The sequence below is a fragment of the Methylobacterium mesophilicum SR1.6/6 genome (assembly GCF_000364445.2).
Taxonomy (GTDB): domain Bacteria; phylum Pseudomonadota; class Alphaproteobacteria; order Rhizobiales; family Beijerinckiaceae; genus Methylobacterium; species Methylobacterium mesophilicum_A.
The window spans coordinates 1,239,314-1,262,941 of the sequence record NZ_CP043538.1 but is presented as its reverse complement, the minus strand read 5'-3'; the positions used below and the strand labels follow the sequence as shown (position 1 = coordinate 1,262,941).

General features: G+C 61.6%; 34 protein-coding genes. 16 read left to right on the top strand and 18 right to left on the bottom strand.

Annotated features, from left to right (window positions below; all coding sequences use genetic code 11):
- Positions 1-45: 45 nt before the first annotated feature.
- The 3 genes from MMSR116_RS05790 to MMSR116_RS05780 all read right to left on the bottom strand — a co-directional run bounded on the left by MMSR116_RS05790 (position 46) and on the right by MMSR116_RS05780 (position 1,141).
- Positions 46-519: a hypothetical protein gene (locus MMSR116_RS05790; protein WP_010683207.1), complete on the bottom strand. Its 474-nt coding sequence runs from the start codon at positions 517-519 to the stop codon at positions 46-48.
- Between the two features lie 103 nt (positions 520-622).
- Positions 623-877 (bottom strand): hypothetical protein, encoded by a 255-nt coding sequence (locus MMSR116_RS05785; protein WP_010683206.1) that lies wholly within the window; start codon positions 875-877, stop codon positions 623-625.
- Between the two features lie 15 nt (positions 878-892).
- The gene (locus MMSR116_RS05780) at positions 893-1,141 is read right to left on the bottom strand and encodes a DUF6894 family protein (protein WP_010683205.1); all 249 of its coding nucleotides are present in this window, start codon (positions 1,139-1,141) and stop codon (positions 893-895) included.
- 150 nt (positions 1,142-1,291) lie between these two features.
- Here MMSR116_RS05780 and MMSR116_RS05775 point away from each other — a divergent pair, with 150 nt between their 5' ends.
- A complete protein-coding gene (locus MMSR116_RS05775; RefSeq protein ID WP_244625608.1) occupies positions 1,292-1,483 on the top strand; it encodes a hypothetical protein in 192 nt (63 codons plus the stop codon).
- Between the two features lie 3 nt (positions 1,484-1,486).
- Complete coding sequence (locus MMSR116_RS05770) at positions 1,487-1,969, top strand: hypothetical protein (protein WP_010683203.1); 483 nt, start codon at positions 1,487-1,489, stop codon at positions 1,967-1,969.
- Between the two features lie 70 nt (positions 1,970-2,039).
- Here the strand turns inward: MMSR116_RS05770 and MMSR116_RS05765 are convergent, their stop codons facing one another.
- The gene (locus MMSR116_RS05765) at positions 2,040-2,669 is read right to left on the bottom strand and encodes a hypothetical protein (protein ID WP_010683202.1); all 630 of its coding nucleotides are present in this window, start codon (positions 2,667-2,669) and stop codon (positions 2,040-2,042) included.
- A gap of 674 nt (positions 2,670-3,343) precedes the next feature.
- On the opposite strand from MMSR116_RS05765, the gene MMSR116_RS05760 reads away from it, so the two are divergent.
- From MMSR116_RS05760 to MMSR116_RS05750, 3 genes are read left to right on the top strand one after another with little or no spacing between them, the layout of a single operon-like run.
- Positions 3,344-4,120 (top strand): hypothetical protein, encoded by a 777-nt coding sequence (locus MMSR116_RS05760; RefSeq protein WP_244625607.1) that lies wholly within the window; start codon positions 3,344-3,346, stop codon positions 4,118-4,120.
- Between the two features lie 36 nt (positions 4,121-4,156).
- Entirely contained in the window at positions 4,157-4,639 is a 483-nt protein-coding gene (locus MMSR116_RS05755; protein ID WP_010683200.1) for a hypothetical protein, read from the top strand.
- A gap of 42 nt (positions 4,640-4,681) precedes the next feature.
- Positions 4,682-5,143, top strand: coding sequence for a hypothetical protein (locus tag MMSR116_RS05750; RefSeq protein ID WP_158168528.1), 462 nt, complete (start codon positions 4,682-4,684; stop codon positions 5,141-5,143).
- Positions 5,144-5,454: 311 nt separating this feature from the next.
- Here the strand turns inward: MMSR116_RS05750 and MMSR116_RS05745 are convergent, their stop codons facing one another.
- The 6 genes from MMSR116_RS05745 to MMSR116_RS05725 all read right to left on the bottom strand — a co-directional run bounded on the left by MMSR116_RS05745 (position 5,455) and on the right by MMSR116_RS05725 (position 10,550).
- Positions 5,455-5,715 carry a hypothetical protein gene (locus MMSR116_RS05745; protein WP_010683198.1) on the bottom strand — a complete coding sequence of 87 codons (261 nt, stop codon included), beginning with the start codon at positions 5,713-5,715 and terminating at the stop codon, positions 5,455-5,457.
- A 10-nt stretch (positions 5,716-5,725) separates the two neighbouring features.
- On the bottom strand, positions 5,726-6,274 hold the full coding sequence (locus tag MMSR116_RS05740; protein WP_010683197.1) for a hypothetical protein: 549 nt from the start codon (positions 6,272-6,274) through the stop codon (positions 5,726-5,728).
- Positions 6,275-6,309: 35 nt separating this feature from the next.
- The gene (locus MMSR116_RS32200; protein ID WP_280178352.1) at positions 6,310-6,444 is read right to left on the bottom strand and encodes a hypothetical protein; all 135 of its coding nucleotides are present in this window, start codon (positions 6,442-6,444) and stop codon (positions 6,310-6,312) included.
- Between the two features lie 256 nt (positions 6,445-6,700).
- Positions 6,701-7,255: a hypothetical protein gene (locus MMSR116_RS05735; protein WP_158168526.1), complete on the bottom strand. Its 555-nt coding sequence runs from the start codon at positions 7,253-7,255 to the stop codon at positions 6,701-6,703.
- Positions 7,234-9,213, bottom strand: coding sequence for a hypothetical protein (locus MMSR116_RS05730; RefSeq protein WP_158168524.1), 1,980 nt, complete (start codon positions 9,211-9,213; stop codon positions 7,234-7,236). Before MMSR116_RS05730 ends, MMSR116_RS05735 begins: the two co-directional genes overlap by 22 nt.
- Positions 9,214-10,316: 1,103 nt before the next feature.
- Complete coding sequence (locus tag MMSR116_RS05725) at positions 10,317-10,550, bottom strand: exonuclease domain-containing protein (protein WP_010683194.1); 234 nt, start codon at positions 10,548-10,550, stop codon at positions 10,317-10,319.
- Positions 10,551-10,819: 269 nt separating this feature from the next.
- Here MMSR116_RS05725 and MMSR116_RS05720 point away from each other — a divergent pair, with 269 nt between their 5' ends.
- Positions 10,820-11,929 carry a hypothetical protein gene (locus tag MMSR116_RS05720; protein WP_158168522.1) on the top strand — a complete coding sequence of 370 codons (1,110 nt, stop codon included), beginning with the start codon at positions 10,820-10,822 and terminating at the stop codon, positions 11,927-11,929.
- A gap of 583 nt (positions 11,930-12,512) precedes the next feature.
- Here the strand turns inward: MMSR116_RS05720 and MMSR116_RS05715 are convergent.
- The gene (locus MMSR116_RS05715) at positions 12,513-13,001 is read right to left on the bottom strand and encodes a hypothetical protein (protein ID WP_010683190.1); all 489 of its coding nucleotides are present in this window, start codon (positions 12,999-13,001) and stop codon (positions 12,513-12,515) included.
- A gap of 363 nt (positions 13,002-13,364) precedes the next feature.
- Between MMSR116_RS05715 and MMSR116_RS05710 the strand changes: the two genes are divergently transcribed.
- On the top strand, positions 13,365-13,511 hold the full coding sequence (locus MMSR116_RS05710) for a hypothetical protein (RefSeq protein ID WP_158168520.1): 147 nt from the start codon (positions 13,365-13,367) through the stop codon (positions 13,509-13,511).
- 635 nt (positions 13,512-14,146) lie between these two features.
- On the opposite strand, the gene MMSR116_RS05705 is transcribed toward MMSR116_RS05710, so the two are convergent.
- Together MMSR116_RS05705 and MMSR116_RS05700 are read right to left on the bottom strand one after the other, a co-directional pair.
- A complete protein-coding gene (locus MMSR116_RS05705; protein ID WP_010683187.1) occupies positions 14,147-14,464 on the bottom strand; it encodes a hypothetical protein in 318 nt (105 codons plus the stop codon).
- A 69-nt stretch (positions 14,465-14,533) separates the two neighbouring features.
- The gene (locus tag MMSR116_RS05700; RefSeq protein ID WP_010683186.1) at positions 14,534-14,716 is read right to left on the bottom strand and encodes a hypothetical protein; all 183 of its coding nucleotides are present in this window, start codon (positions 14,714-14,716) and stop codon (positions 14,534-14,536) included.
- Between the two features lie 407 nt (positions 14,717-15,123).
- Here MMSR116_RS05700 and MMSR116_RS05695 point away from each other — a divergent pair, with 407 nt between their 5' ends.
- Genes MMSR116_RS05695 through MMSR116_RS05680 form a run of 4 tightly spaced genes read left to right on the top strand, consistent with a single transcriptional unit; the run spans position 15,124 to position 16,919 of the window.
- Positions 15,124-15,984, top strand: a complete 861-nt coding sequence (locus MMSR116_RS05695; protein WP_010683185.1) for a glucose 1-dehydrogenase — start codon at positions 15,124-15,126, stop codon at positions 15,982-15,984.
- 32 nt (positions 15,985-16,016) lie between these two features.
- On the top strand, positions 16,017-16,331 hold the full coding sequence (locus MMSR116_RS05690; protein ID WP_010683184.1) for a hypothetical protein: 315 nt from the start codon (positions 16,017-16,019) through the stop codon (positions 16,329-16,331).
- 31 nt (positions 16,332-16,362) lie between these two features.
- Entirely contained in the window at positions 16,363-16,701 is a 339-nt protein-coding gene (locus MMSR116_RS05685; protein ID WP_010683183.1) for a hypothetical protein, read from the top strand.
- Positions 16,698-16,919, top strand: coding sequence for a hypothetical protein (locus MMSR116_RS05680; protein WP_010683182.1), 222 nt, complete (start codon positions 16,698-16,700; stop codon positions 16,917-16,919). The genes MMSR116_RS05685 and MMSR116_RS05680 overlap by 4 nt, the downstream gene beginning before the upstream one ends.
- A 108-nt stretch (positions 16,920-17,027) precedes the next feature.
- Here the strand turns inward: MMSR116_RS05680 and MMSR116_RS31745 are convergent, their stop codons facing one another.
- Positions 17,028-17,252 carry a hypothetical protein gene (locus MMSR116_RS31745; RefSeq protein ID WP_244625606.1) on the bottom strand — a complete coding sequence of 75 codons (225 nt, stop codon included), beginning with the start codon at positions 17,250-17,252 and terminating at the stop codon, positions 17,028-17,030.
- Here MMSR116_RS31745 and MMSR116_RS05675 point away from each other — a divergent pair.
- From MMSR116_RS05675 to MMSR116_RS05665, 3 genes are all read left to right on the top strand, one after another.
- On the top strand, positions 17,251-17,658 hold the full coding sequence (locus MMSR116_RS05675; RefSeq protein WP_244625605.1) for a hypothetical protein: 408 nt from the start codon (positions 17,251-17,253) through the stop codon (positions 17,656-17,658). The genes MMSR116_RS31745 and MMSR116_RS05675 overlap by 2 nt on opposite strands.
- A gap of 72 nt (positions 17,659-17,730) precedes the next feature.
- Positions 17,731-18,309 (top strand): NADPH-dependent FMN reductase, encoded by a 579-nt coding sequence (locus MMSR116_RS05670; RefSeq protein WP_010683180.1) that lies wholly within the window; start codon positions 17,731-17,733, stop codon positions 18,307-18,309.
- Between the two features lie 391 nt (positions 18,310-18,700).
- Positions 18,701-19,033, top strand: coding sequence for a hypothetical protein (locus tag MMSR116_RS05665; RefSeq protein WP_010683179.1), 333 nt, complete (start codon positions 18,701-18,703; stop codon positions 19,031-19,033).
- 65 nt (positions 19,034-19,098) lie between these two features.
- Here the strand turns inward: MMSR116_RS05665 and MMSR116_RS05660 are convergent, their stop codons facing one another.
- Positions 19,099-19,314 (bottom strand): hypothetical protein, encoded by a 216-nt coding sequence (locus MMSR116_RS05660; RefSeq protein WP_039892932.1) that lies wholly within the window; start codon positions 19,312-19,314, stop codon positions 19,099-19,101.
- A 318-nt stretch (positions 19,315-19,632) separates the two neighbouring features.
- Between MMSR116_RS05660 and MMSR116_RS31300 the strand changes: the two genes are divergently transcribed.
- Positions 19,633-19,785: a hypothetical protein gene (locus MMSR116_RS31300; RefSeq protein WP_191991874.1), complete on the top strand. Its 153-nt coding sequence runs from the start codon at positions 19,633-19,635 to the stop codon at positions 19,783-19,785.
- A gap of 4 nt (positions 19,786-19,789) precedes the next feature.
- Here MMSR116_RS31300 and MMSR116_RS05655 read toward each other — a convergent pair whose 3' ends face one another.
- Positions 19,790-20,263 (bottom strand): hypothetical protein, encoded by a 474-nt coding sequence (locus tag MMSR116_RS05655; protein WP_010683176.1) that lies wholly within the window; start codon positions 20,261-20,263, stop codon positions 19,790-19,792.
- A gap of 144 nt (positions 20,264-20,407) precedes the next feature.
- On the bottom strand, positions 20,408-21,658 hold the full coding sequence (gene serA, locus MMSR116_RS05650) for a phosphoglycerate dehydrogenase (RefSeq protein ID WP_010683175.1): 1,251 nt from the start codon (positions 21,656-21,658) through the stop codon (positions 20,408-20,410).
- A gap of 323 nt (positions 21,659-21,981) precedes the next feature.
- Here serA and MMSR116_RS05645 point away from each other — a divergent pair, with 323 nt between their 5' ends.
- The gene (locus tag MMSR116_RS05645; RefSeq protein ID WP_010683174.1) at positions 21,982-22,830 is read left to right on the top strand and encodes a transglutaminase-like domain-containing protein; all 849 of its coding nucleotides are present in this window, start codon (positions 21,982-21,984) and stop codon (positions 22,828-22,830) included.
- 14 nt (positions 22,831-22,844) lie between these two features.
- On the opposite strand, the gene MMSR116_RS05640 is transcribed toward MMSR116_RS05645, so the two are convergent.
- The gene (locus MMSR116_RS05640) at positions 22,845-23,612 is read right to left on the bottom strand and encodes a Crp/Fnr family transcriptional regulator (protein WP_010683173.1); all 768 of its coding nucleotides are present in this window, start codon (positions 23,610-23,612) and stop codon (positions 22,845-22,847) included.
- Between the last annotated feature and the right edge of the window lie 16 nt (positions 23,613-23,628).

Below are 23,628 nucleotides of genomic sequence, written 5' to 3'. Positions count from 1 at the left end.
CGCGTGATGCGGGGCCGGGCTTTTTTATTTATCTAAGCATTGTTCTTAAGTCGACCCTTCAAAAAATTGATCGACCATCAACTTATAAATACGCTCAAGGTTCTCGGATGTCAGACCGTTGGCGGAAGGATGCCCGTACTCCATTACTTTACGCTCAGAGAAATTTCGTCCAGGGTTTGGCGGAAATTCCCAAACCACTCTCACGGACGGGATAACATCAATAACTACGCCAAGACCCTGCCTAGCGCCTCTGGCATTCGAGGCAGCTAGAATCAATTTAACGCTCGCTGGCAATTGGCCATTCGGCGATGGTCCCATCTCAATTCGCAGAACTGATCCGCTTTGAGCGACAGCATCTGCCTTCCGTTTGAAAAATGGAATGATATCGTCGCGTAGATGCTCGCGCGCCTCAGCCTCGCGCTTCATAGCCGCACTTCTTCGAGCCTGCGAAGCCTCATTCGCCTTCGCCTGCTCAGCCGCGACCGCAGCCTTCTTCTGCGCGAAATAATCCTCGCCCATCGCTTGTCCCATGTTCATGGTACGTACCAACGTGGCTCGAGATGCGCAGTTCCCAATTTGCACACAGACGTCTTTCCCAGTCGGGAGTAGGCACTTTTCTAAATCAACCAGCCTGGAGGCTCTCGGCAAAATCGTCCGGCACCTCGCCCCACTGCCCCAGGATCGTGACCCCCTCCAGCTCGCCTGTCTCGTCGTCGGCCACGATCCGAAGAGCGGCCGCGCCCGGCATCCGGCCAGACAGCGCCTCCGCCTTCTTGCAGGCGCCGAACTCGGTGGTAGCCGGTTCTTGGCGCGCTGGTCTCAACCGCTTCCGGTGGAGTTCAAACGGCTGCACGAGATAGGTTGTCTTGAGCGCCATATCTGTCTCCTCAGTTCACGCGGCCGCCCGGTCGACGTCGACGTCGAGGAAGGCCTTCACCCACACGCGGCGCCCCGTGGCGTCGTAGACATCGACTTGCCAGCCCGACCAATCGAACCGCTCGGTGACCCGCTCCATCAGCCCGAGCGCCACGCGCTCGGCATGCACCCGCATCTGCGCCGCCGTCGGCAGGCGCCTGCCCACGCCGTCGGCCACGAGGTCGTGCCCGTCGGTGCAGTGGAAGCGGTAAAGCCGTATCGGCATTCAGATTTCCCGAACTGATCCACAGCGCTCCACCGCGATCCTGATGTCGGACGAATTGACCGTTGAACCGCGGCCGGTCCCGCGCTTTGTTCTACATCTGTTCTAGCCGGGATTCGGATTGCGATGCACGCCCAACCGCACGAGCCACCTGTGGACATTCGCCTCACCGAGGCCGAGGCCATCGCGCTGGACTACTACCAGGCCGCCCGCCGGGACGGCTGGGTCGCGCTCGTGCGCGCGATTGAGGACGCGCTCGCCGACCTCGACGCGGCCGAGGTACGCGCGGCAGGGCAGGGGCGTCTGATCTCTCACGGCTACGCGCGCGGCCGTTTAAACGGCTGAGCGATGGCGGGGACCCTGGGTGACATCGCCGGCGATCGGCTGACGGTCGACTGCGCCACCTGCCGCCGCCACGGCAGCTACCGTCTCGACGGCCTTATGCAGCGATTCGGCCCGGAGATCTCGACGCTCGATCTCCTGCGCGCGCTCACCACCTCCTGCCGCCACCAGCGCGGACCCGGCTCGAAGGTCGCCCGCAAGTACGAGACCCAGTGCCTCGCGACCCTGCGCCTGCCGAAGGCCGTCAGTCTGGAGGCGCCAGTGCCGCCTGGTACGCCCTTCGCGATCGAGGTCTGGGACGCCCGCGGCCGGATCGAGATGCGGCTCGCCGTGATCTACCCGCTCGCCGGCGCCCTCGCGGCGTTCGAGGCGGTGCAGGCGGCCTATCCGCAAAGCGAAGTCACGCTGCGGCAGGCGGCACGGGTGGTGCGGCGCAGGGACAGGCCAGGCGCGCCGACGCACGTGGATGCCGATCCCGGCGGCAGGTAACGACGGCTTCTGCGCCCGCCGAAGAGAATCAATCCGAGCCAACCCTTGGCTGCCGGCCAGATCGTCGCCGTCAGTCTTCTGGCAGGTCCGAGCCAGATGTATCGCCATCTGGAAGATCGTTCGGCTCCTCCTGAGGCGCTCGTTCCCGACTCGGTCTGACTGCTGGCGTGGCACGCGGCATCGAAGACTGAGCTGCCGGAGGCGGCTCGGCTCTCACGACGACCAGAGACGCTGGGTCCGGGCGCCCCGGCGGGAACGGCGCGTTCCGGATCGGCTTGACCTCCGCCGCCGGCAGAGGGGCGACGAGCGCACCGGTCGTTGGCGGAGCTTGAGCGTCGGTGAGCATCAGGCCCTTTCGCCGGCCACGGGGCGAGGCCTTCACCGACCGCGCATCCAGCTTACAGACCCCGCCGCACTGCCCGACGACGGCCTCGACGATCTTGTCGCCGATCGCAGCTCGGACGATGCACTCGGCTGGGCGGTAGCCGACTTCGAATTGGAATTGCGCCTTGTCATCCGACTCGGCGTCGAACTTGCCGTCCAGTTTCACCTTCGTATGGGGCTGATCCGTGGTGCCGGCGACGTACAGGCGCCCCTCCGCGATCGAAGCCGAGGTGATGTCGGATGCGGCGCGCGATGGAGCGGTGAGGAGCAGCGCGAGACATGCCGTAGCGGCAGCCAGTGACCATTGGTGGATCAAGCGGACACCTCCGAAGATGCGCCGACCGCCGAGTCTGAGCGGTCGAGTCGGACCTAACGCATCGTTGGACCAGCCTAGCCTGTATCCAGCTTACTCTCGAACTTCAGTGAACACTGCTTAGACCGGAATGGTTGCAGCTACGCGTCAGAGGTCACGTGCGCCGGTAGAGAAATCAACGGGCGCCTTAGGGTCCACGTCCGACGCTTGGTAGCGGCCGCTCCCGACCCCAAGCAGATCCTCGGGATGTCTGCTCCGTGGCACTCCGGCTTGCCGGTCTGCTGTGATTGGTTCGGTTGAGAAAGTCGGCTTTGGATGGTCTCAGTGGGCATCCAAAACAGACCGATGGCCAGGGTTCGCCAGGACCATACCCTAATCAAACTGGTTTAGCGGCGGCTGTGCGTGCTTTCCCGTCTGCCAATCGGACCCAGACGCACAGACCTATATTCCGTAGCCAGTTGCCAGCGATCGTTAAATATTAATGAATGTTGCACAATAGTCACAGCCAGGCCGTAGGCACCATCATAGGCTGACGCGCGCAGTCTAAGGGTTTCGCGATGGCTATGCCGCGGCTGATACCAGCCTTCTTCGCTGCATGTTGTCTTACTGGATGCGGGACCTATGTTCCGGAGCTTCGGGAGTGGCCGAATACAGGAACAGAAAATTACAATCAGGCCATGATCCAGGCAATCGTCAGAAGCGTTCGCTGTGAGTTGTCAAATGCCGTATCGGACACCATCAATGTAGACAAAAGTGTTTCCGGATTGCGCCGAAACAAACGCGCATACGCAGATTTTTTGTATGGATGGGGCGCCGAGGTTCTCCTAACGCTCACGATCGTTGAGAAATCTGCTATTAGCCCGTCAGCTGTAGGAATGCCCCCATCTCCTGCCGACGCAGTTTTTACTATTGCTGGCGGCCTTACCTTATCTTCACAAGCAACGCGCATCGAGAAAATGAACTTTTTCTACCGTGTTGTTGATCTCTATCATGAAGATGGTCAGACCTGCGACGCCACTCATGAGCAGCGAAACGACTCTTTATTGGTTCAGAACGATCTGAAGATCGCGACCATACTCGATGCAAAGATCACAGCGGCCGCGCTTGGGAACGCTGAAACTCCAGCACCTGGATTAGGCGCTAAACCCCTCAAAAATAGCGAACGACCCTATAAGGGCGAAAAGAATGTCCTCCAACATCAAGTTACATTCCAAGTTGTTTCAAGCGGCAATCTGACACCAGCCTGGAAACTTGTACGGGCGACAGTGAACCCGGTCGCACCGTTCCTATCGGCAAGCCGCGATCGAACGCACGATCTGATTGTCACCTTCGGTCCACTCGATCCGTTGAGGGGTGACAAAGCTTTGGTTCCCATCGCGGAGCAGACACACTTCTCGTCTCAAATTACCGCGGGCATCGTGAACGGCTTTACATCGAGAAATTTCCTTCAATAGCCCGGTAAGCTTGGCATATATTAGGGAGAGCCAATCATGTCGGAAGACAATGGAGCAACTGACCGCAAACAAGGCGGTCGAGGTAAAAAGGGCGGCGCAACGCGTGGGCGTAAGCCAAGCCAGCACGGATCGTCTGGCCGACACGGAAAGAAGGCGGCAAAGCCTCCATCAATTGATCCGTCCGTTCCACTGAGTATGGCCTTAGCAGCCGATACCGCATCTGCTGCCTCCGCGAAGTTGCAAGACGTTGCTGAGAATTTGAATGATTCGTTCTCCAAACTTGAATTGCCATCATTAATCAATGACAACCGTACTGAAGCCCTGGTCGATCTAGCGGCAAAACATGTCTTTGCAACTCTGTCCGCGCGAAGTGCAGCTCTGAGCAAGCCTGCTATTTGCTATCAAACATACCATGATCACAGCTGGACTATTCATCATCTGCAGCTGGATGGAAGCTACGACGGTGGCACACCATATTTTGGGCCAACCCCCGCAGGACCTATTTGTGAGTCAGATTGACGCAGACATAATGGTAATCGGTAGTAGAATCGGAGAAGAGACATGACCTTTTTAGATAGAAGGATCTTCGTCGCGCCTCTCGCGCTTCTACTTCTTCAAAGTTCTGTTGTCTTTGCACAAACGATACCGCCGTCAACCCCAGAAAAAGGAGGGTTCGACTGGAGTTCTGTTGCAATAGCATTAATAAATCAGAGCTTTGCGTTAGTTTTGGCAATCGGATCATATTACATAAATAAAAAGATAAGGGATCAACAGATGAGAGACTTGCTGTCGAAGTCACTTACGAGTGCTGTCGGTGTCGTTAAGGGTGCTGCTGCCGACGCTCTAAAAAGCAGCAAGAACTTGGTGGCTACGACCGGCAACACAAATGTCGACGCGGGGGTGCAGTATGTATTAAACAATGCATCTGAAGCCATTACTCACTTCAATATCAGCAACGAAAAGATTGCTGAGAAAATTCTCGCCCGGGTTGGCTTGGTCGATGCTGGTATAACTCCTCCTTAGCTAAATCTATTAAATTACCAATCCCCAGGCGACTTGACCGCTGAAGCAAAGCGTCTCCGTGATCTGCCGAACGGCGGCGACAAGGGATAAGGCTTGTCGGCGATCAGCCTTGATCCGGACGTTTCTAAAGCCGGCCAAAGGGTCGGAAGCAGCCATTAGGACCGGTTCGTTAGATGCGCACTCAAACCAGACCAACCGCCACTGGCTTAAATGTCCGGTTTCGGCCGCTGTGCTAAAGGCAGCTCACCACCCTTCTCGGACGTTGTAGGGTGGTTCCAAGCGTCAGGTTTCGACCACTAGCTCGAACGCGATCACCGCTCGATCCCCATCATCCCGTCGAGGATCCGGAAGATCCGATCGGCGGCGTCCGCGTGCTCCTCGGCCTGCTGCTTGAGAGGTGTGGCGCCGTCTTGGCCGCCGCGCTGATCAAGCCACCAGGCTTCCTTGCGCAGATCCTTCTCCTTGTCGCGCAATGCCTGATGAACGAGGAGCGCCTCGCGCATGGTGAAGCGCATCTCGATGTTGCGTGGGCCGGCACCATCGCCGACATTGATCTTTGGGATATCGGGCATCAGCGGCCCCTCATCGAGCGCTCCATGCCAGCAGCGAGCATGCGCTGACGAAGCACCCGACAGAGGTCCAGCCCGACATAAGGCCAAACCAAAAATACATCTTTGTCCGAAAATCGGACTTCCTCTTTTCGCTGGTAAATTGCTTCAGTTCATCGGACCACGCGCGTTGAACGAGCGATGGAGATAAGCGACCCAAATCCGACTCACGCCACAATCTTTCGGCGTTCCAGTGGTTGGCGATCGCCTCATAATTTCGGTAGGTGAAGAAGGCGGCAAGCGTTGCAAGGACCAATCCGCCGGTAAACAGTCCCATTGGAAGACCAATGAGAGTCAGTTTGTCTTCTTTGGTCAAGCCGGTGAGACCGAGCAAATTCGCGGATATTGATGGCGTAGCAAGGAGCGCCCCCGCGTTTATAAACTGTAGATTAGTAATGATTATCTTAGAAAACTCGGCTGAAAGCTTTTGAGCTTCAATAGCTCGACGTTCCGGCATCTCTTCGACGTCACGCCTCACTTTTACGAACGTAGCCCAATCGCGAAAGTCCGGCAAATCCGCCAATGCAGGCCTCTGGGGCGGAATGTTCGATGGATGACTCACTCCGCGTCCTCGCTGATGTAATCCGCCCAGATCGGCGTCTCGAGCGTGCCCACGAACGCCGCGTGACGCTCGCGTTCCGCATCGGTCAGCCAGGACTTGCAAACGCGCAGCGCCGCCGAGTGAGCGACCATCGCAGCCGCCGCGACAGGGGAGGGGGCGACGGGCCCACGATCAAATCCAACCTGTTTGCCGCCGAGCAACTCGACATAGACGTCGGCGAAAATCTGAACGTCGAGGAGCGCACCATGCTCGTAATGCCCCTCGATCTGCTTCGGTACGACGACACCGCGAGACGTCGTATCAGTTTCTTCGATAGATCTGCAAGCAAGGCAAACTTAAGGATGTATCACCAATATCGAACTGTGACCCCGATCGCGGAGGAACCGATTATTCGGATTGACGTACATAGCGCCATGCCGAATGCTTTAGTTCCTCCAACTCCGAGTCGTCGGGATTATGAATAGAGATCGCGTCCACCATGCGGGCGAAGCTGACACAAGCGGCTGGGTCCGATCTGAACGCGTATGTCACGTGACACCAAACTCGCGCCCGCTCCACCTGCATATCGCGATCGTTGGGGTAGGGAGCAGCAATCAAGTCTACTGACCGGGCATGCTCCAAACAAGCGGCCGAGTCGGAACGGGTTGCGTAGGCGACGGAGCGCCAGGCTTGCGCTCGCTGATGCTGCATGTCGCGATCGTCGGGGAAGGGGACAGCGATTGCGTCCACCGTCTGGGCGTGCTCAGCACACACGGCCGCATCAAACCGAGTCGCGTAGGCGACGTAGCGCCAAGCCTGCGCCCGCTCAAATTGCATCTTGAGATCCTCGGGGTAGGGGGCAACGATCGCGTCCACCGTCCGGGCATGCTTCACACAGGCGGCCGGATCAGATTCGGTCGCTTCAGCTAGCACGCGGCAGGTTATCGCCCGCTCCAACTGCATATCGCGATCGTTGGGGTAGGGGCAGCGATTGCGTCCACCGTCCGGGCGTGCCTTGCACAAGCGGTTGGATCAGACCGGGTCGCGAAGGCGACGTAGCGCCAAGCCTGTGCCCGCTCGAACTGCATATCGCGATCGTCGGGGAAGGGGACAGCGATTGCGTCCACCGTCTGGGCGTGCTCAGCACACACGGCCGCATCAAACCGAGTCGCGTAGGCGACGTAGTTCCAGACCAGAGCCCGCTCCAATTGCATGTCGCGATCTTCTGGATAGGGGACAGCGATCGGGTCCACCGCCCGGGCATGGTCCGCACACGCGACCGGATCGACTAAAGACGCGTAGGCGACGCAGCGCCAAGCTTGCGCTCGCTCGAATTGCATGTCGCGATCCTCGGGGTAGGGGACGGCGATTGCGTCCACCATTCGGGCGTGCCCCGCACAAGCGACCGGATCAGGCGCGTTCTCATGAGCGACGCAGTACCACGTCTCCGCTCGCTTGAGCTGTAAATAGCGGTCCCCGGGGTGGGAGTCGACAAGCTTATCGAGTGCGAGCGCCCACATCTGACATTTGCCGGCCTCAATAGAGCGATCGAGAAAAGCAGAGCGATAGAGAAAGGCGGCTGCTGCGTACGCTCCAGCGATCGCTTCGACCGTGGCACTGCGCTCGTCGAGCTTGTCCACGGCATCGGACAAGGTCTTGCTCATCGACATCGCGAGTATGTGACAATGATTCGGCCGATAAGCTTCGGCCAGACGCTGAATCACCTCAGCTTCCCAGCCAGCGGCGCTGAATAAAACTGGCCACATCGCGGATAGCGTTTCGAACACTCGCGACCGCGACCCTCTTCCATGAGTGCGATCGACGAGATAGAATAATCGCTCCAACCAACCCAGACTCCGAGCGGTGGGTACACCCTCTGTCCGAACAAAGGTCAGTCCGACAAGGCATAGCCACGTGTCGGCCATAAATGGACGGCACGCTTCACGAACTTCTCCCAGATCCAATATTTGGGGCATGAAGCGTGCTGCTGCTTCCCGGTCTAAGCCGTTACACCATGCCTCCGCGAGCGTCGCGAGCCGACGCGCCTCTTGGATGTCCCTCGAAGCGGTCGACATTCCCTCGGGCAACCAAACGGCCGCGTCAGCATAAGCCAAAGCCACTGCAGTAGGATCGAGGCCCGCATTCGTCGGCGGTCCACTTCGAAGCAGCGCGCCGAGCTGATCGTCTTTCCCGCCCAGACGCAAAGCGCTGCGTAAGGTTCCCTGAGAGCTGATCGCCCATGCCGTCGCGACGAGCCGCTCCTTTTCGGCCAGAGAGTTCAACTTCTCGATAACACGCCGTACGAAAGCGTCACCGATCATCTCCGGTCGGATGGGCGGCAAAATATCCGATCGATCAAGGTCGTCGACGGGATAGACGCGAGCGAGCTCTTCACGATTTGCGGTCGGCAAATGATAGATAGCCGTTAGTGTAGACAGCCCACGATGCGTCACGCTATCGGTCGCCCCACCTGCCAGCGTCGCCGCAGCTGCTGCGTAGCGATGCTCTTCTTGATCGAAGCCGGCCTCGCTTAGCGCCTCAATGACTCGATCGACCCGATGACGCAGCAAGTCGTGCTCGGTCATCGACGAGAGCGACTTGCCCTCGCGCAACCAGCGCAGGCCGAGTTCGACGAGAAGCGGGTTGCCGTGCGTCCTCTCCTCAAAATACCTGACGCGCTCCGTGTTGCTGAGCGGATAATAATTCCCAGAGACACATATACCGCCACCCAAGAACCGGATGTCCCCCTCCGTGAGGCGCGTTTCATCTGAGAGCATCAACGGGCGCTGAAACGATCGTCTGCCGCGATTCGCGCTCCAGGCACCCTCGCTACGGTTGAGGCCTAGCTCCGCGGGTGCCGTCTGATTCACAATCAGCAGACGTACTGGATGACGGAAGGCGATGGCGGACTCTTCCAGCATAGTGACGATCTGCTCTGAGTCAGCCGGACGAGGATCATCGAGAAGCAACAGCGTGGGTCGACGGGGTCGCCAAGCGCTGAGGCTCGCCAGCCAGCCCTTCGAGACGCCGGCCCGTGCATTCCAGGGTGCATAAACGGAGCGCTCAAGCGAACCTTCGCCTGGCACGAGCCAGCCGGCATCCCAAGGATCCTCGGCCTTCGGAGACCGCTGGCAGACCTGAACGCGCCACCAAGACCATAGACGTTCGTGTAAGGCGGCGGGCCCGCCTGACCCAAAATGCGTTCGACGTGCGAGTTCGCGGGCAAGTTCGACAGCCAATCGACTTTTGCCCGAGCCAGAGCGGCCCATCAGCAGCGTCCAGCTGAACGCATCCTCGGCTCGCGGGATGGTTTGCCCGCCCGATCTATCCTCGGCCGTACGCCGCACGAAGTCGAGTGAAGCGGCCCAAACCTCCCGGCGCGTTCCCTCCCTTGGAACGCGCCAAGGTAGAACGACATCGGATTCGTCCTGATAACCTTGTCCTACCCCTCGAAGCGGATCGAAGGGTCGCGGAGCTTTGATCGGCCTCAAGACCTCCCGGTCGAACTCTGCGAATAGCCGATCGTGTAGAGCGGAAGCCCGTTTGCCGATCGATAACCAGCCAGCGGCTACGCCGATCGCCAAGGTCGTTAAGAGCGGATATTTAATCAGCAGGGGTTGAGCAAACGCTGAAAAATTTCGCCGAGCTTTCCGGCCGGCAGCAGTCCGATCAAGAATTTGTTGATGTCGGCTGCTGTGATGGGCTCTCCAAGACCGACAAGAGAAGATATCCAGGGCAACGCCAGTGTGAATAAAACCAATGCAATGCCGGCTGCGACAGCGCACATGCACCGTACGACGCGGGTGCGGCTCTCACGTCGGCGAGCGAAGGGGCTCGTAAAGCGCTTGGCTGACATCTCGCGCCTAAATGCGTCGTGGCCTACCGCCGTCGCAGCTATAGCAGCGCTCTCTAATTAAATTCTAGGGTTCGCAAATGTAGTCAAATGCCGAGGATTGCGGCGAAGGGGTCGCGACAAATGCCGTATCCGCGACCCGCATGCGTCGAGCCGATTCGCTTGTAGCCATCAGAAAAGTTGGCCCGGTTTCGGCGCACTGCGGCTTTCCTGCGCGGCGCCGTTAGATAGGGGACACACCTCCAGGGCGTTAAGGTGCACCCCCTTCGGCAGATTGATGTAGCAGTGGAAGGTGCGGCCGGTCTGGGTATGGCTCACCAGCTCGACGCAGCCAACTTCGATGATGCGATCAACCCTGGCGTCGGCGCTGGTGGTCTCGGTGTCGAGAACGACTTCGTGGGTCATGCTTCAGATCGTTACACGCCAATTATCCCTCACCATACTGATAAAACAGCAATCTAGAAAACGAGATAAATCACTAAACGGCGCTAAGTTGGCTCTAAAAATCTTTGAGCACCAATAAAGCCAGATTTCTGTACGGCGGATTGGTGCCAAATTTCAAGTACTCGAATTTCTAAACAGCGAAAATCTCAACATTAATTATAAATAGGTTCCATTCACGCAGGCTCCTAAAGGCAGGCTGCATATTGCCTAGAATTTAGAGACGTGCATTTATGAAGAGAGGTTTGAGAAATGAAAGTGCTGCAATGACAGATGACGTAACTTTTATACGCACTACGTATAGGGATTTTGCTAAAACAATTCTCCTAAATTGGCGTTTGTACGCGACCATATTTTTGGTTTGTGTTCTCGGCATAATTGGCACATATTTAATGTATACAATGAATATGCCATATGACCCAACAATCGGCATACTATTTGTATACGCTGCGTTTACCTCAGGACTAATTGGATTTTTCCTGTTTGTAGCGACGCGTCTAGATATCATATCTCCAGTCGCGAGAACACGCGTAGAGTTGGGCGGCGAATTAGACCACGCATCAAAAGAACTTGACAGGCTGATTGCATCTAATGAAGCGTTGATGAAACATGTTGAAGCGCTTACTCAGCGGGATCTCAGGGAGACTTCTGACGTAATCGCAAGCATTGAGCCCGATCTGGACAGGATAGTTGGCGTTCACTTCGAAACAGATGTCTATAAGTCTTTTGAAAATCAAATTCTGCAAAAATATGGCGCAGCTATAGACATCGGACATAACATCAAAGAAATTCGCGAAATATTTATCCGTTCGGTCGAAGGCATGAACATACAACTTTTGCAGCAAAGAGCAAATTCGAATATAAATCTCTTGATTGGTCTTGTTTTTTCTTCTGTTGGCATGTTGTCAATGGGATACCTGTTTTACGTTGGATATTTCATCGAGAACCATGTAGCAAATGTTTCTGATATCACGCTTTTTATATTGGGATTTTTGCCGAGGCTAACATTTGTAATCCTAGTCGAGACAGTAGCTTTCTTTTTTCTGAATTTGTACCGAGAAGATCGCAACATGATCAGATATTTCAGAAATGAGATCACAAATTTTGAAGCAAAGTTCCTTGCTCTAGAGGCATCTGCTCGCTTTCGAGAGAGGGACGCCATGAAAAATGCAATCGCGATCTTCACATCCATGGAGCGAAATTTTCTAATTAAAAAGGGAGACAAATTAATAACGGAAGCGTTAAGGGAGAGTGATGATCGTTTATTTGATAAATTTGTGGACAAACTTACAAATAATTTTGATTTGACACGTCTGCGTAAGGGAAGTGGTTCTGAGCCTTAATGTAACCCTCCTGTCCCTTTAATTTAGCCTATCGCCGAACCAATGGAGTTGTGATGGAAATATTCCTGACTCTATTCGAACGCCGACGATTGATCTCACTTCTGTTGTCATCTATACGAATATTTCCTTCAAGATCGTACTTTGTTGATTACAGGTCGCCTCGCCTAATGTCGCCACTACTCGAAGACCGCCGGATTGGTGGCGCGGACAGCTACAGCCGAGTCGATCGCGAGAAACAACTCGGAGCTGAGGGATCAGGCCAGTATGCGAACGTGCTGATCGACCGGAGCATGGCATCCAGCCTTTTCAAGATCGTTTGAGGATCAATCATGTCGTGCAAAAGGACATTTTGATGATCGTTCATTCCGGACCGGGCCGGCGGCCTTGCCGCGGCCGGTCCAGTTCGCCGGCACGATGATCTGGTCCAGGCCTCTGGCGGATGCCCAACAGTCCGCCTCTGTGTGGGCACCGGGGGCTACGTCGGCGATCACGAGGCAGACGGGATCGCACCTATGGACAACATCGAGTGCGTCCTAGATCAGACCCTGTCGATTGACGTCGCGACCGCCGCAGACGAGGAGCTTCATGCGGCCTTTCTCTGATCGGCTTCCTGGGCGCGCTGGGCGGTCCGCAGCAAATTGTCCATAAGCCGGATCGCGTGGGCTTCGGCGATGGTCGGACGGCCGCCCTGCTGCATCCGCTGAAGGATCAGCACTTGGTGTGGCATAAGACATTTGCCGCCGTAGCGCTTTGGAATCTTGTGGTTGAGCTTCAGCAGCTCGAACGCCAGTGATTTCCAGGGACGCATGTACCCACGCTCGCACGTGAGTCCCCAAGCCTCGCTCGGGCTTTCGGGCCGAGGCCCGTATGCCCATGGGGCGGTCGGATCCATGTTGTCCGGCGCGATGCGTCCCGGCGCCAGCTTCAGTGCAGCCGCCAGATCGTGGAGATCCATGTCCTCGGAGGCAAGGGTGCGCACCAGCATACGAGCGGCATTCACGACCTCGCCATCAACATCACTTCCGAGCATCAGCAGCAACTTCGCAAGTCGATCGGTAAAATCAGCTCTCATGGATTATCTCCGGTTGCTGATGTTGTACCATTTCAAGACGCGAAAGTTGCGTGCCTGGCCGGCGATATCCACCGGGCGTGGGTAATAACGCACAGTGGATCGTTGTCCCCGCAGTTTTCCACAGCTGCCTCGAACTCGATTGACCCCCTTGCGGACGAGAACGAAGCTGGAACATCAGCAGCGGAGGTCAACCGTGGTGACTGTTCAGTCCATCTCGATACCAGCTGGGAGCGATCGAAATCCAAAGTCTTTTCCCGTGACCGCACCGAAAAGCATTATCGAGGATGAACTACGGATGATGCGCCTGGGGAGTACCTGCAGGCTGAGTTCCCTGACTGGTCGTTTGTTATGGCGCCGGAGAATATGCTACCTGGCAACCAGTCGGCCGTCGGCGTGCTGCTGGATCGGAACGGCGCCTCGCCGTTCCCACAGGAGGAAGCGGAGCGTGTGTCAGGCTACGTCTGCGAGGCCATGGCGGCCTTCGTGGACTATCAGAAGCAGAGCCATTAGCGCGGCGGATGCGACGGAAACCGAACCCGATATCGTGAGCCGCCAAAGAGCGGCGGCCGGTAACGCTATCCTTTCAGATCAAGGACATCGCCCCGACTGTTAATCGCCTTGTCGCAGGTTCGAGTCCTGCTCGGGGAGCCATCCCTTCAAAACCCGACATACCGCAGACGGATGCCGACGCGTCGGTACTGTTCGCGCGCCTCAAGGCCCTGGCGGCGAACGTCTGCAGGAAATGCCTAGGGATCAGTACGGGCGATCAGGATTACTTTCCAGCGGCCCTCCGCTCACGTAGGCGCGAAGAGCGCCGCGGAACGCGCGGCCCCGCGATGTGACCTCTACCGACGCCGCCGCGCGCGGAGCGCGTAGAGCACCGCGAAGGCGACGATGATGCCGACGAGGATCCAGGCCGGCGCGCCGGAGGAGGCCGTTGGTCTGTGCGGCCTCGGTCCCCGGCGTGGGGTTCACGGCCTGCGCGTCGGCCGCAGCGGTCGCCGCCGCCACGAGCGCCAGCGCGAGCGATGTCGTTCGCAGCATCCTCCGACTCCTGGTCCGGGTTCACACGCCGTCGAAGATGAAAGGCGGGGCCGTCGCGGCGAGAAGACCCGCCGGTCACGAACGACCCCGCGGCGGACGGCTTACGAACCCTGCTGCTTCCTGAGGCTGCTCTGTTCGCCGGACTCGTCCGTTTGCGGATTGGCGAGCCCGCTGGTGTTGCCGGTCGCGTCCAGAACGCCCTCTGCCGAGACCTGTCGATTGCCGGCGTGGTCCTGATACTGCTCCGTTTGGACGTTCTTGCTGTCGAGTCCGCGCTCGTCGGTGTGGCGGGACTTGTCACGGTTGCTCAGGACCATGTTCTCCGGCAGCACGCCCTCGGGCAGCTCCGACATGGCACCGGTCCCATCGCCCTTGCCCTGAGCACCCGGGCCGACCTTGTGCCGACTTGCATTCGCCATCTACGATCTCCGCTGCAGTTCAGCCAACCTTCGGGACGCCGCGGCGCGCCGGCGCCGCGGCAATCGCCTTCAGCGATTCTGCTGGTAGCCCTGGTTTGTGGTGTTCACCTTCGCGTTGCCGGCCTGACCGACCTTTTCGGGATCCTTCGTCTGCGAACCCGCGCGACCCTGCGAGAGCGGCGCCTCCGGGGCGCTGCCGGGCCCCTTGTCGGAGCGGTTCGCCGGAGGAACGGGCGGTGGCTTGGTCGTCATGTGTACCCCGTCGTTGCCGAATGACTGGCAAACCCGGACCACCAAGCATCGTTCCGGACGGTACCGCTCCAGGCCAAGCTTTCGGTGACGTTCTTGGTCGAACGATCGGCCGCGCTCGGGACGGAATACGAAGATTCATTTTAATGCCGAGCTGCTGATCCTGAAAGTCTCCTGTGCCGAGCGCTTCTATTGCGAGGACGCGCGGAACGACCGGGCTGCGGCGTCGAACTGGCGCGCGGCGGCGAAACAATGTCGGGTGTGCCGGGTTTCCGGGGCAATACCGGTCTCCGCGACGCACTGGCGGACCGGGTTCCCCGTATCGCCGTCGCGGATCTGCGCGACGCCCTGCGCGTCGATCCCTCCCGCGAGATGTCGTCGCCGGCCTTCAGACCGAGAGAAGCGCGACCATGACGTATTTTCCGAAGCCGCCCTTCGACCGGCAGCGTCCGCTGACCCCTCCGGGTCGGGACGCCGACATGGACCCGCGGCCGGATTACGGCGAAGCGCACTACCGAGGCTCGGACCGCCTGTCTGGGCGCAAGGCGATCATCACGGGCGCGGACAGCGGCATCGGCCGGGCGGTGGCGCTAGCCTTCGCCCGCGAGGGCGCCGACGTGCTGGTGAGCTACTACGACGAGCATGAGGATGCCCGGGAGACCTGCCGCCTCGTGGAATCGGCCGGGCGGACGGCGATCCCGCTCCCCGGCGACGTCAAGGATCCGAAGCACTGCCGGGCCATCGTCGACAGGGCGGTCGAAGCGTTCGGGCAGGTCGACGTGCTCGTCAACAACGCCGCGCACCAGAAGACCTTCGCCAACCCGGAGGAGATTTCGGACGAGGAGTGGGAGGTCACCTTTGCGACCAACATCCACGCCATGTTCTACCTAGTGAAGGCCGCCCTGCCGCACATGAAAGCGGGCGGCACCATCATCAACACGACCTCGGTGAACGCCGACACCCCCAGCCCGCAGCTACTGGCCTACGCCACCACCAAGGGGGCGATCCAGAACTTCACCGGCGGCCTCGCCCAGATGCTCGCGGAGCGCGAGATCCGGGTGAACTGCGTCGCGCCGGGCCCGGTCTGGACGCCGCTCATCCCCTCCACGATGCCGGAGGAGAAGATGCGCCAGTTCGGCACCCAGGTGCCGATGAAGCGGCCGGGCCAGCCCTGTGAACTCGCGCCGGTCTACGTCCTGCTGGCCAGCCCGGAATCCAGCTACGTGTCGGGCGCCACCATCGCGGTGACGGGCGGCAAGCCGATCCTCTGAGATCCGAACCGGACCCGAACGAGAGACCATCCGTGGCCCAAACTTCAGACGACCCGAAGGGCTCCGAGCGCCCGAACCTCCGGGCGTTCAGCGCGTCCGCCGACCGCAACGGCCAGGATCTCGGTCAGGACGAGGCGCGGGATCTCGCCCGTCCGGCGGAGCTTCAACGCGAGCGCGACTCCGATCTGGGCTGGCAGGCGGAGACGGTGCGCACCGCCTCCGGCCACGCGCGTCTCGACTCCGTGAGCGGCGGCAGGACGGCCTCCGTGGAGGCCACCGAGGCCGAGACGCCGCCCGAAAACCTGCGCCGCCTCGGCGATGCCAGCACAACGCCGAAGGCGTCCTGACCGAAACCCTCCTGACAAGGACGCCAGCGCGATGATCCCGAGCCGCGTGCACGCCGTGAGCGATTACCTGTTCCCGGCCCTGATCGCCGCGCTCTCGCGGCGGCGGGGCCCCGCCGCCCGCCGGATCATGCGGGTCGGGCCCGTCTGGCACTATGCCTACACGGTCCTCACGCGCTACGAGGGCGGCCTCGTACCGGTACTCTCGATGCGGACGCACCTCGCCTGCGACGCCCTGGGCGCGCTCAGCTTCGTCGGTGCGGCCGCCCTGCTCAGGGACGAGCCGGCCCGGGACCGGCTCCTCCTCGCGGCCCTCGGCCTCAGCGAGCTGGCGCTCATCGCGGCAAGCGAGCGGGAGGTTCCGGTCCGGTGACGCAGCCCCTCCTCGGCGTGCCTCTGATCTTGGCCTCGGTCTTCACCCTGGGCTGCATCCTCATCCAGAAGGCCGGCCGGCGCGCGGAGGCGGTGACGGAGGGCCTGGGCTTCCTGTTCCTGCTCTGCGTGCTGCTGAATGCGGTCGCGCTTCTGGCCTTCTTCGCGAGTGCGCGAAGCTCCGGCACGGTTCCGATCCGCCTGCTGACGGCTTGGTAGGGCGAAGCGGCAAATCTTGCCGCGCGGCGGATCCTGCCCGCTCTGCCACCAGCCGAGCTACTGAAAACACTGGCGAAATTCTGGAACGCGGCATGCGTGCCCGCACCGTCAACGGTCGCGAGGGCATCTCATGTCGGTGAATTCGGTATCGGGCACGTCCCTGCAACGGGACCTCGCCGGGGCGCTGCGCCTCACTCGCGCTGCCGCCGTCCAGGAGGTCGACAGCAGCACCTTCACGCCGCCGAGCCAGAATGCGGGCTCCACGCAGGGCACGGGCAGCGCCTCCCAGCCCGGCACGGCGGCGTCGACGCCGGCGCTGTCGAACGACCTCATGGCCTCGCTCCTGCAGCTGCAATCCGATTTCAGCCAGATGGGCCTGCAGAACGGCGTCGCGGTGCCTGCAGACGGGTCGAGTGGCGGCAAGGTTTCCGCGACCGGTGACGGCACGGATGCGAGCCAGGGCGCGGACGGCACCGCTCCGGTGCGTCATCACCGGCATCACGCACGCGCGAGCGCGGCCGATGCGACGGATGCCACGCAGGCCGGCCAGTCCGGAAGCGCGACGGACGTCACAGCGACGTCCGCCTCGGCCTCGACGACCGCGACGACCTCGGTGAACGATCTCGGCGACGGCCTGCAATCGTTCCTGCAGCAGATCACCAAGGCCATCGCTGCTTATGCGAGCGGCGGCCCGGCAGGGATCGCGGCCGCCGCGCTCACCAGCCCGTCGAAGGCCTGAGCCGTCCAGTCGCCGGCGACGCCTGGAGCGGCGCGCGCGTCTCTGGCATGATCGGGCCGACCGGAGGCCGCCATGTCCCTCACCGTACCCGTCATCCTCGGCAGCGTCCGGACGGACCGGATCGGTATCCGCGCGGCCCGCTTCCTAATGGCGCGGCTGGAGGCGCGCGGACACGCGGCCCCGCTGGTCGACCCGGCCGCGCTCAAGCTTCCGCTGCTCGATCGCATGTACAAGGAATATCCCGCCGGGACGGCGCCGGAGCCCCTGAGCCGGCTTGCCGATCTGTACCGCCGGTCCGACGCGTTCCTCGTGGTCTCTGCCGAGTACAATCACGGCGTTCCGCCGGCGCTCTCCAACGTCCTCGATCACTTCCTGGAGGAGTATTACTGGCGCCCGTCAGCGATCTGCTGCTACTCGGCCGGTCAATACGGCGGGGTTCGCGCGGCGATGCCGCTCCGTGCGATGCTGGCCGAGATGGGCATGCCCAGCATCCCGTCGCTGCTGCCGATCCCACGCCTGCAGAAAGCCATCGACGATGCCGGCGCGCCCGCAGAGCCGTGGCTCGAGGCCTCCGCAAAACGTTTCCTCGACGAGTTGGAATGGTACGCTGAGGCGCTGCGAGACCGACGCCAGCGTGGGACACCCTACTGAAGCGATGGCTGTCAGCCCCGCTCCTCGATCGACCGGATGCCGACCGACCCCTTGGAATAGGGAGTCTTCGGCGGCAGGGCGCCGGATGGGAGGCTGCGGCCCGCACGGTCGCTCCTGAAGCGCTATTTCTGAGCGCTCAAATGTGCGGAATTTGTTGCAGAGACAATCCAGCTTCCAAGATACAACGCGATGAACCAGCGATTTGATTCAATTCAGGCCGGAGAACTCTCGATCAAAGCCTGCAGATCCCGCGAACGACTTCGCAACCGCCTCGTCAAGTGAATGGTCTCGCGGCGCCGCGAGACAGTATTAAGCTGTTGCAAAAAAGTGGCTGCCGAGTCGGCCGAAGTGTGGGAGCTTGGCTGTGTTGCCGAACCCCGGACACACCCCGATGAAGATCGACGAGAGGGCGCTCTTTCAAGAGCGCGTGCGGACACTTGTCCTGCGTCATGCCCTGGAAGCCGTGCTCGAGCGCCTCGCGTTTGCCGCGCGTGAGAGTGGGAAGAATGCGGAGACCGAGTTCCTGAACTTGGAACAGGCCTTGATCACCGCCGCCCAGAGCATCGCGGACCGCGCCGCGACCCAGAAACTGGCGGTTCTGAACGCCGTCGAGGATGCCAGCGCCACGATCCGCGCGGCTTTCAACAACGCCCATGATCGTCTGGAGGCGTTGCCCGCCGCGCATCTGGCGCTCGTCGAGGCCCCGGTCGCCGTCGCCGCCTAGCTCGATCTCGGACCCTCCGAGGCGCCAATTCGTCCCGGAGGTCCCGAGCGCGAACCCGGCGCGCGCTACTGCTTCGCGCGGTTGATGATCGTCCAGAGCGCCTGAGCCACCGGTTCGGTGACGGTGCGGCGATACTTGCGGTGCACCAGCTGTCCGTTGTGGTAGACGTCCTGCTCCACGTACAGCCGCTCGCCGTCCCAGCGGACGATATTATCGGACTCAATGGTCTCCTCGACGCCGAGATCCCCACGAAGGATCGAAGTGCCTGTCTGGGTGAGCATACGCGCGTCCTCGTTCACGCAATCGTTTCCTAGGGGGCCGTCGTTGCCGCCCGAGCGGCCCTCCACACGGGGCAGCATAGGTGCGCATCCGCCCACAAGCCAGCGACCTCACGAACGCGGAACGACGACCGTAACGCGAACCGGACGGACGGGGCGGTCGGGCGGTCTCCGGCAACAGGCCTCATCACGCCACCGATGTACGTCACCGATGTGCGCTTCGACACGGCGAAGCTCGTGACGCGGTGCGATGCTGCACGTGCAGACCGGGGTTGCGTTCAGGACGCCTTCCGGCCCGGCACCCTCGCGACGGAGGCGTCCATGATTTCTCGGCCGTTCCGGTTCATCGCCCCGGCGCTCGCTGCCCTCGGCCTCATAGCCCTGCGCCTGGCGAGCCCCATCATCGGGCCGATAACACCCCCGCCGCCCGGCAGCGCCGAGGACGGGCGCGTCGTGTTCCGCCACTATCTTTGAGCGGTCAGCCGCGACGGTTCAGGACGACGGCCGGCACCGCGCAGGACGGTTGGGCGCCCGGTCCGAGGACGATGTCACCCTGGCGCGGGTTGTTCACCGTGAACGGCGCCGTCTCCTGAAGGCCGATGAAACCGCGTCCGATCTGCGGGACGAACAGGTCGCCGCCGAATCGCACGAAGCAGCGGTCGATCACCGCCTCGTAGTCGAAGGTCCTCTGCAGCACCGGCGCACCGCCCGCATCGGGGATGCCGCAATAGGCCGACAGGTTGATCTGGCCTGGCCGCGACAGCCGCAGCGACAGCGCTTGGCCCGGCAGCACCGTGGCGGGCGGCCCGCCGTCCTGACGCGCCACCAGCACGAGGCCCGACCGGTTGTAGACGCGGCGCAGGCAATCGGCCGAAGCGCCCGAGACCACCGAAGCCGTGCCGGCAATGCCGAGCAGGATACCGGTCCAGGCGCGCCCAATACGCTTCGTCACTGCTCATCCTCCGCCAACCGGCCGATTGATCCGCAAAGGCCGCGCCTGACTTGAACAGCGACCGGCCGGGTCGCGCAAGTCGAACACGGCCATAACGGCCCAAGGGGCGAATCGTTCGGGGGTCAGTGTACGCGCGGTGACGGCTCAGCGACGCTCGTAGAGCAGCCGGGCGCGGATGGTACCGGGGATCGCCCGGATTTGCACGAGCAGCGCCTCGGCGTCGGCGTCAGTGGCGTCGGTTTCCAGCACCACGTAACCGACCTCGCCGTCGGTCTGGTAGAACTGGGCGGCGATGTTGACGTGCCCGCGGGAAAACACGTCGTTCAGGCGCCCCAGCATGCCCGGCAGGTTGCGCTGGACATGGATGAAGCGGGTGCCGGTCGGGCGAGCCGGGAGCTGTACCTGCGGGAAGTTCACCGCGCCCACCGTGGAACCGATGTCGGAATAATCCACGAGCTTGCGCGCCACCTCGGAGCCGATGCGCTCCTGCGCCTCCTCGGTCGAGCCGCCGATATGAGGCGTGAGGATCACGTTCTCGATGCCCTGGAGTGGGCTGACGAAGGCCTCCGCGTTGGAGCCGGGCTCCGCCGGAAAGACGTCGACCGCTGCACCCTTGAGGTGGCCATCGCGCAGTGCCGCCGCCAGGGCGTCGAGATCGACCACGGTGCCCCGGGCGTTGTTGATCAGGAAGGCACCGGGCTTCATCGCCCGGATCGCAGCCTCGCCGATCATGTTCGCGGTTGCGTCGGTCTCCGGCACGTGGAGGGAGACCACATCGCTCTGGGCGAGCAGCGCGTGAAGCGATTCGGTTGGTTCTGTGTTGCCGTGGCGCAGCTTGTCGGTGTGATCGTAGAACAGCACCCGCATGCCCATGGCCTCGGCCAGCGTGGAGAGCTGGGTTCCGATATTGCCGTAGCCGACGATCCCGAGCGTCTTGCCCCGGACCTCCAGGGAGCCCGCGGCCGACTTGTCCCAGCGACCGGCATGCGCGCCCACCGAGCGCGGCACGATGCGGCGCAGCAGCATCACGATCTCGCCGATGGTCAGTTCCGCCACCGACCGGGTGTTGGAGAACGGCGCGTTGAAGACCGGGATGCCCCGATCGCGCGCCGCCTGCAGGTCGACCTGATTCGTGCCCACCGAGAAGCAGCCCACCGCCAGAAGTCGGTCCGCGGCCTCGAACGCCGCAGCGTCGAGCTGCGTCCGCGAGCGGATGCCGACCATGTGCACGCCCTGCAGCGCTTCGTGGAGTGCCTCCCGGTCAAGGGCCTTCGGCAAGCGCGTGAGATTGGTGTAGCCGGCCGCCTGCATGAGCGAGACGGCACTGTCGTTGATGCCTTCGAGCAGCAGGACCCGGATCTTGTCCTTGGGCAGGGAGAGCTTTTCGGGCGTCATCGGAGTCGATCGTCTGCCGGCTTGCCTCTGCGGCGGGAATCGCCGGTCCGGAGGCGGGGATCATCAGGGATACGAGCCTGCCCTGTGCGATGCAACATGACGCCGCGCTGGGCAGATCCGCGGTGCGACCGGGCCCTGCGAACCGAGAGGGGTCGACGCCGCACAGACTTCAGCCAAGCGTGCCAGATATTGAGGCGCCGGAATCGACCGAATCCGCACGAATTGTCGGAACTCGGCTGTGCTTCGCGATTTGACCGGCCCTGTATTGCAACTTTCGGTCTCCGGGGCGTTCCGCCGCCGACACCGCACACGGTCTTCGCACGATGCACATCCGTACCGGCTTCACGATCGCGTTTGACACGTTCGGCCCGACCCCGATGAACCTGCTCCTGAACGTGCGCCCGGAGCATCAGAGCGATCTGGTGATCCCCGAGGTGATCACCTTCGACCCGCCGGTGTCAGCCCATCAGCACCGCGACGGGTTCGGCAACGTCTGCACGCGCATCATCGCGCCTGGCGGCCGGATCACAATGGCGACCGACTTCATCATCGCTGATTCCGGACTGCCGGACGATCAGGCGCCGCAGGCCCGGCAGATCGCCGTTCAGGACCTGCCCGACGACGTCTTGGTCTATCTGCTGGGCTCGCGCTACTGCGACACCGACAAGCTGTCGGGCATCGCCTGGTCCCTGTTCGGCGGCACGCCGGAGAGCTGGGCGCGGGTCCAGACCATCGTGGACTACACCCATCACCGCCTGCGCTTCGACTATCAGCAAGCCGACGCCACCCGCACGGCGTTTGACGGCTATACTCAGCAGGTTGGCGTGTGCCGGGACTTCGCGCATCTGGCGATCACGCTGTGCCGGTGCATGAACATCCCGGCGCGCTACGCCACCGGCTACCTCGGCGATATCGGTGTGCCGAAGGATCCGGCCCCGATGGACTTCTCGGCGTGGTTTGAGGTCTATCTCGACGGGCCGGACGGGCCGCGCTGGTACACGTTTGACGCCCGGCACAACCGCCCCCGCATCGGCCGCATCGTCATGGCCCGCGGCCGCGACGCAACCGACTGCGCTCTCACCACAAGCTTCGGCGCCGCACATCTCGTTCAGTTCGACGTCCACACGGATGCGCTCGCCGACGCGCGGGACGCGTTCGACCGCGCGGCCTGAGGCACTGGAGGACCCTAAGCGGGCACGGCCGCCTCCCGGACGGCCGGCTCGTTGTTGCGCTGATGCAGGAATGTCGGATCGAACTCGGCCACCGCCGTCAGCGCGTCCCAATCCTCGATCGTCAGGACGCCGCCCGACAGGGCGACCAGCTTGCGCTGGCGCAGCGTCCGCAGAACCCTGTTGAGGTGGACGCTGGTGAGACCGAGCGCGTCCGCCAGCTCCGACTGCTTCGGCGCCAGGGGGCAGCTCAGCCCCGTCGTCAATCCGACGGCCTGTTGCCGGAGGAACAGCTCGCAGAACAGGTGCGCGACGCGGCCCAGCGCCTGCCTCCGGCCCAGGCTGGTGATCCGCTCGCGATAATGCGCCGCGTCGATCAGCGTGTCGCGCCACAAGGCGCTCGCGAGGTCGGGATGTCGCCGCAGGAGCGGTCGCAACTCGTCGTGCGGGATGAACGCGATGACCGCGGCCGTCAACGTGGCGAGGTTGTGATCCATGTGATGCAGGTGCAGGCTCTGCAGATCGGGCATGTCGCCCGCGACGTAGAACGACAGGATCTGGCGGTCGCCGTCAGTGAGCGCGGCGTAGCGGGTCACCCAGCCCTGGAGCACTAGGCAGCACTGATTCGGCCTCTCGGAAAAACGGGCGATGTCGTGACGGGCCGGCAGGTTCCGGACCGTATGCGGCAGGTTCAGGAGGGCGGCGCGCTCGGCATCGGCCAAGCGCGTGACGCTGTCGAGCTTGCGCGCCAGCATCTCCATCGGTGCGTTGTAGCCGTTCGGCATCGGACCCTCAGGCCTC

Coding starts and splice junctions, on each gene's coding strand:
- MMSR116_RS05640 (WP_010683173.1), bottom strand. CDS start 23,612: ATGCCGAACGGCTACAACGCACCGATGGAGATGCTGGCGCGCAAGCTC.
- MMSR116_RS05760 (WP_244625607.1), top strand. CDS start 3,344: ATGATCCAGGCAATCGTCAGAAGCGTTCGCTGTGAGTTGTCAAATGCC.
- MMSR116_RS05685 (WP_010683183.1), top strand. CDS start 16,363: ATGATCCCGAGCCGCGTGCACGCCGTGAGCGATTACCTGTTCCCGGCC.
- MMSR116_RS05705 (WP_010683187.1), bottom strand. CDS start 14,464: ATGGCGAATGCAAGTCGGCACAAGGTCGGCCCGGGTGCTCAGGGCAAG.
- MMSR116_RS05695 (WP_010683185.1), top strand. CDS start 15,124: ATGACGTATTTTCCGAAGCCGCCCTTCGACCGGCAGCGTCCGCTGACC.
- MMSR116_RS05785 (WP_010683206.1), bottom strand. CDS start 877: ATGGCGCTCAAGACAACCTATCTCGTGCAGCCGTTTGAACTCCACCGG.
- MMSR116_RS05660 (WP_039892932.1), bottom strand. CDS start 19,314: ATGCTCACCCAGACAGGCACTTCGATCCTTCGTGGGGATCTCGGCGTC.
- MMSR116_RS05710 (WP_158168520.1), top strand. CDS start 13,365: ATGCTACCTGGCAACCAGTCGGCCGTCGGCGTGCTGCTGGATCGGAAC.
- MMSR116_RS05700 (WP_010683186.1), bottom strand. CDS start 14,716: ATGACGACCAAGCCACCGCCCGTTCCTCCGGCGAACCGCTCCGACAAG.
- MMSR116_RS05735 (WP_158168526.1), bottom strand. CDS start 7,255: ATGCAGTTGGAGCGGGCGATAACCTGCCGCGTGCTAGCTGAAGCGACC.
- MMSR116_RS05725 (WP_010683194.1), bottom strand. CDS start 10,550: ATGACCCACGAAGTCGTTCTCGACACCGAGACCACCAGCGCCGACGCC.
- serA (WP_010683175.1), bottom strand. CDS start 21,658: ATGACGCCCGAAAAGCTCTCCCTGCCCAAGGACAAGATCCGGGTCCTG.
- MMSR116_RS31745 (WP_244625606.1), bottom strand. CDS start 17,252: ATGAGGTCGTTCGACAGCGCCGGCGTCGACGCCGCCGTGCCGGGCTGG.
- MMSR116_RS05745 (WP_010683198.1), bottom strand. CDS start 5,715: ATGCCCGATATCCCAAAGATCAATGTCGGCGATGGTGCCGGCCCACGC.
- MMSR116_RS05755 (WP_010683200.1), top strand. CDS start 4,157: ATGTCGGAAGACAATGGAGCAACTGACCGCAAACAAGGCGGTCGAGGT.
- MMSR116_RS05780 (WP_010683205.1), bottom strand. CDS start 1,141: ATGCCGATACGGCTTTACCGCTTCCACTGCACCGACGGGCACGACCTC.
- MMSR116_RS32200 (WP_280178352.1), bottom strand. CDS start 6,444: ATGGTCGCTCACTCGGCGGCGCTGCGCGTTTGCAAGTCCTGGCTGACC.
- MMSR116_RS05790 (WP_010683207.1), bottom strand. CDS start 519: ATGGGCGAGGATTATTTCGCGCAGAAGAAGGCTGCGGTCGCGGCTGAG.
- MMSR116_RS05715 (WP_010683190.1), bottom strand. CDS start 13,001: ATGAGAGCTGATTTTACCGATCGACTTGCGAAGTTGCTGCTGATGCTC.
- MMSR116_RS31300 (WP_191991874.1), top strand. CDS start 19,633: ATGATTTCTCGGCCGTTCCGGTTCATCGCCCCGGCGCTCGCTGCCCTC.
- MMSR116_RS05645 (WP_010683174.1), top strand. CDS start 21,982: ATGCACATCCGTACCGGCTTCACGATCGCGTTTGACACGTTCGGCCCG.
- MMSR116_RS05730 (WP_158168524.1), bottom strand. CDS start 9,213: ATGCTGGAAGAGTCCGCCATCGCCTTCCGTCATCCAGTACGTCTGCTG.
- MMSR116_RS05675 (WP_244625605.1), top strand. CDS start 17,251: ATGGCCTCGCTCCTGCAGCTGCAATCCGATTTCAGCCAGATGGGCCTG.
- MMSR116_RS05770 (WP_010683203.1), top strand. CDS start 1,487: ATGGCGGGGACCCTGGGTGACATCGCCGGCGATCGGCTGACGGTCGAC.
- MMSR116_RS05670 (WP_010683180.1), top strand. CDS start 17,731: ATGTCCCTCACCGTACCCGTCATCCTCGGCAGCGTCCGGACGGACCGG.
- MMSR116_RS05665 (WP_010683179.1), top strand. CDS start 18,701: ATGAAGATCGACGAGAGGGCGCTCTTTCAAGAGCGCGTGCGGACACTT.
- MMSR116_RS05750 (WP_158168528.1), top strand. CDS start 4,682: ATGACCTTTTTAGATAGAAGGATCTTCGTCGCGCCTCTCGCGCTTCTA.
- MMSR116_RS05720 (WP_158168522.1), top strand. CDS start 10,820: ATGAAGAGAGGTTTGAGAAATGAAAGTGCTGCAATGACAGATGACGTA.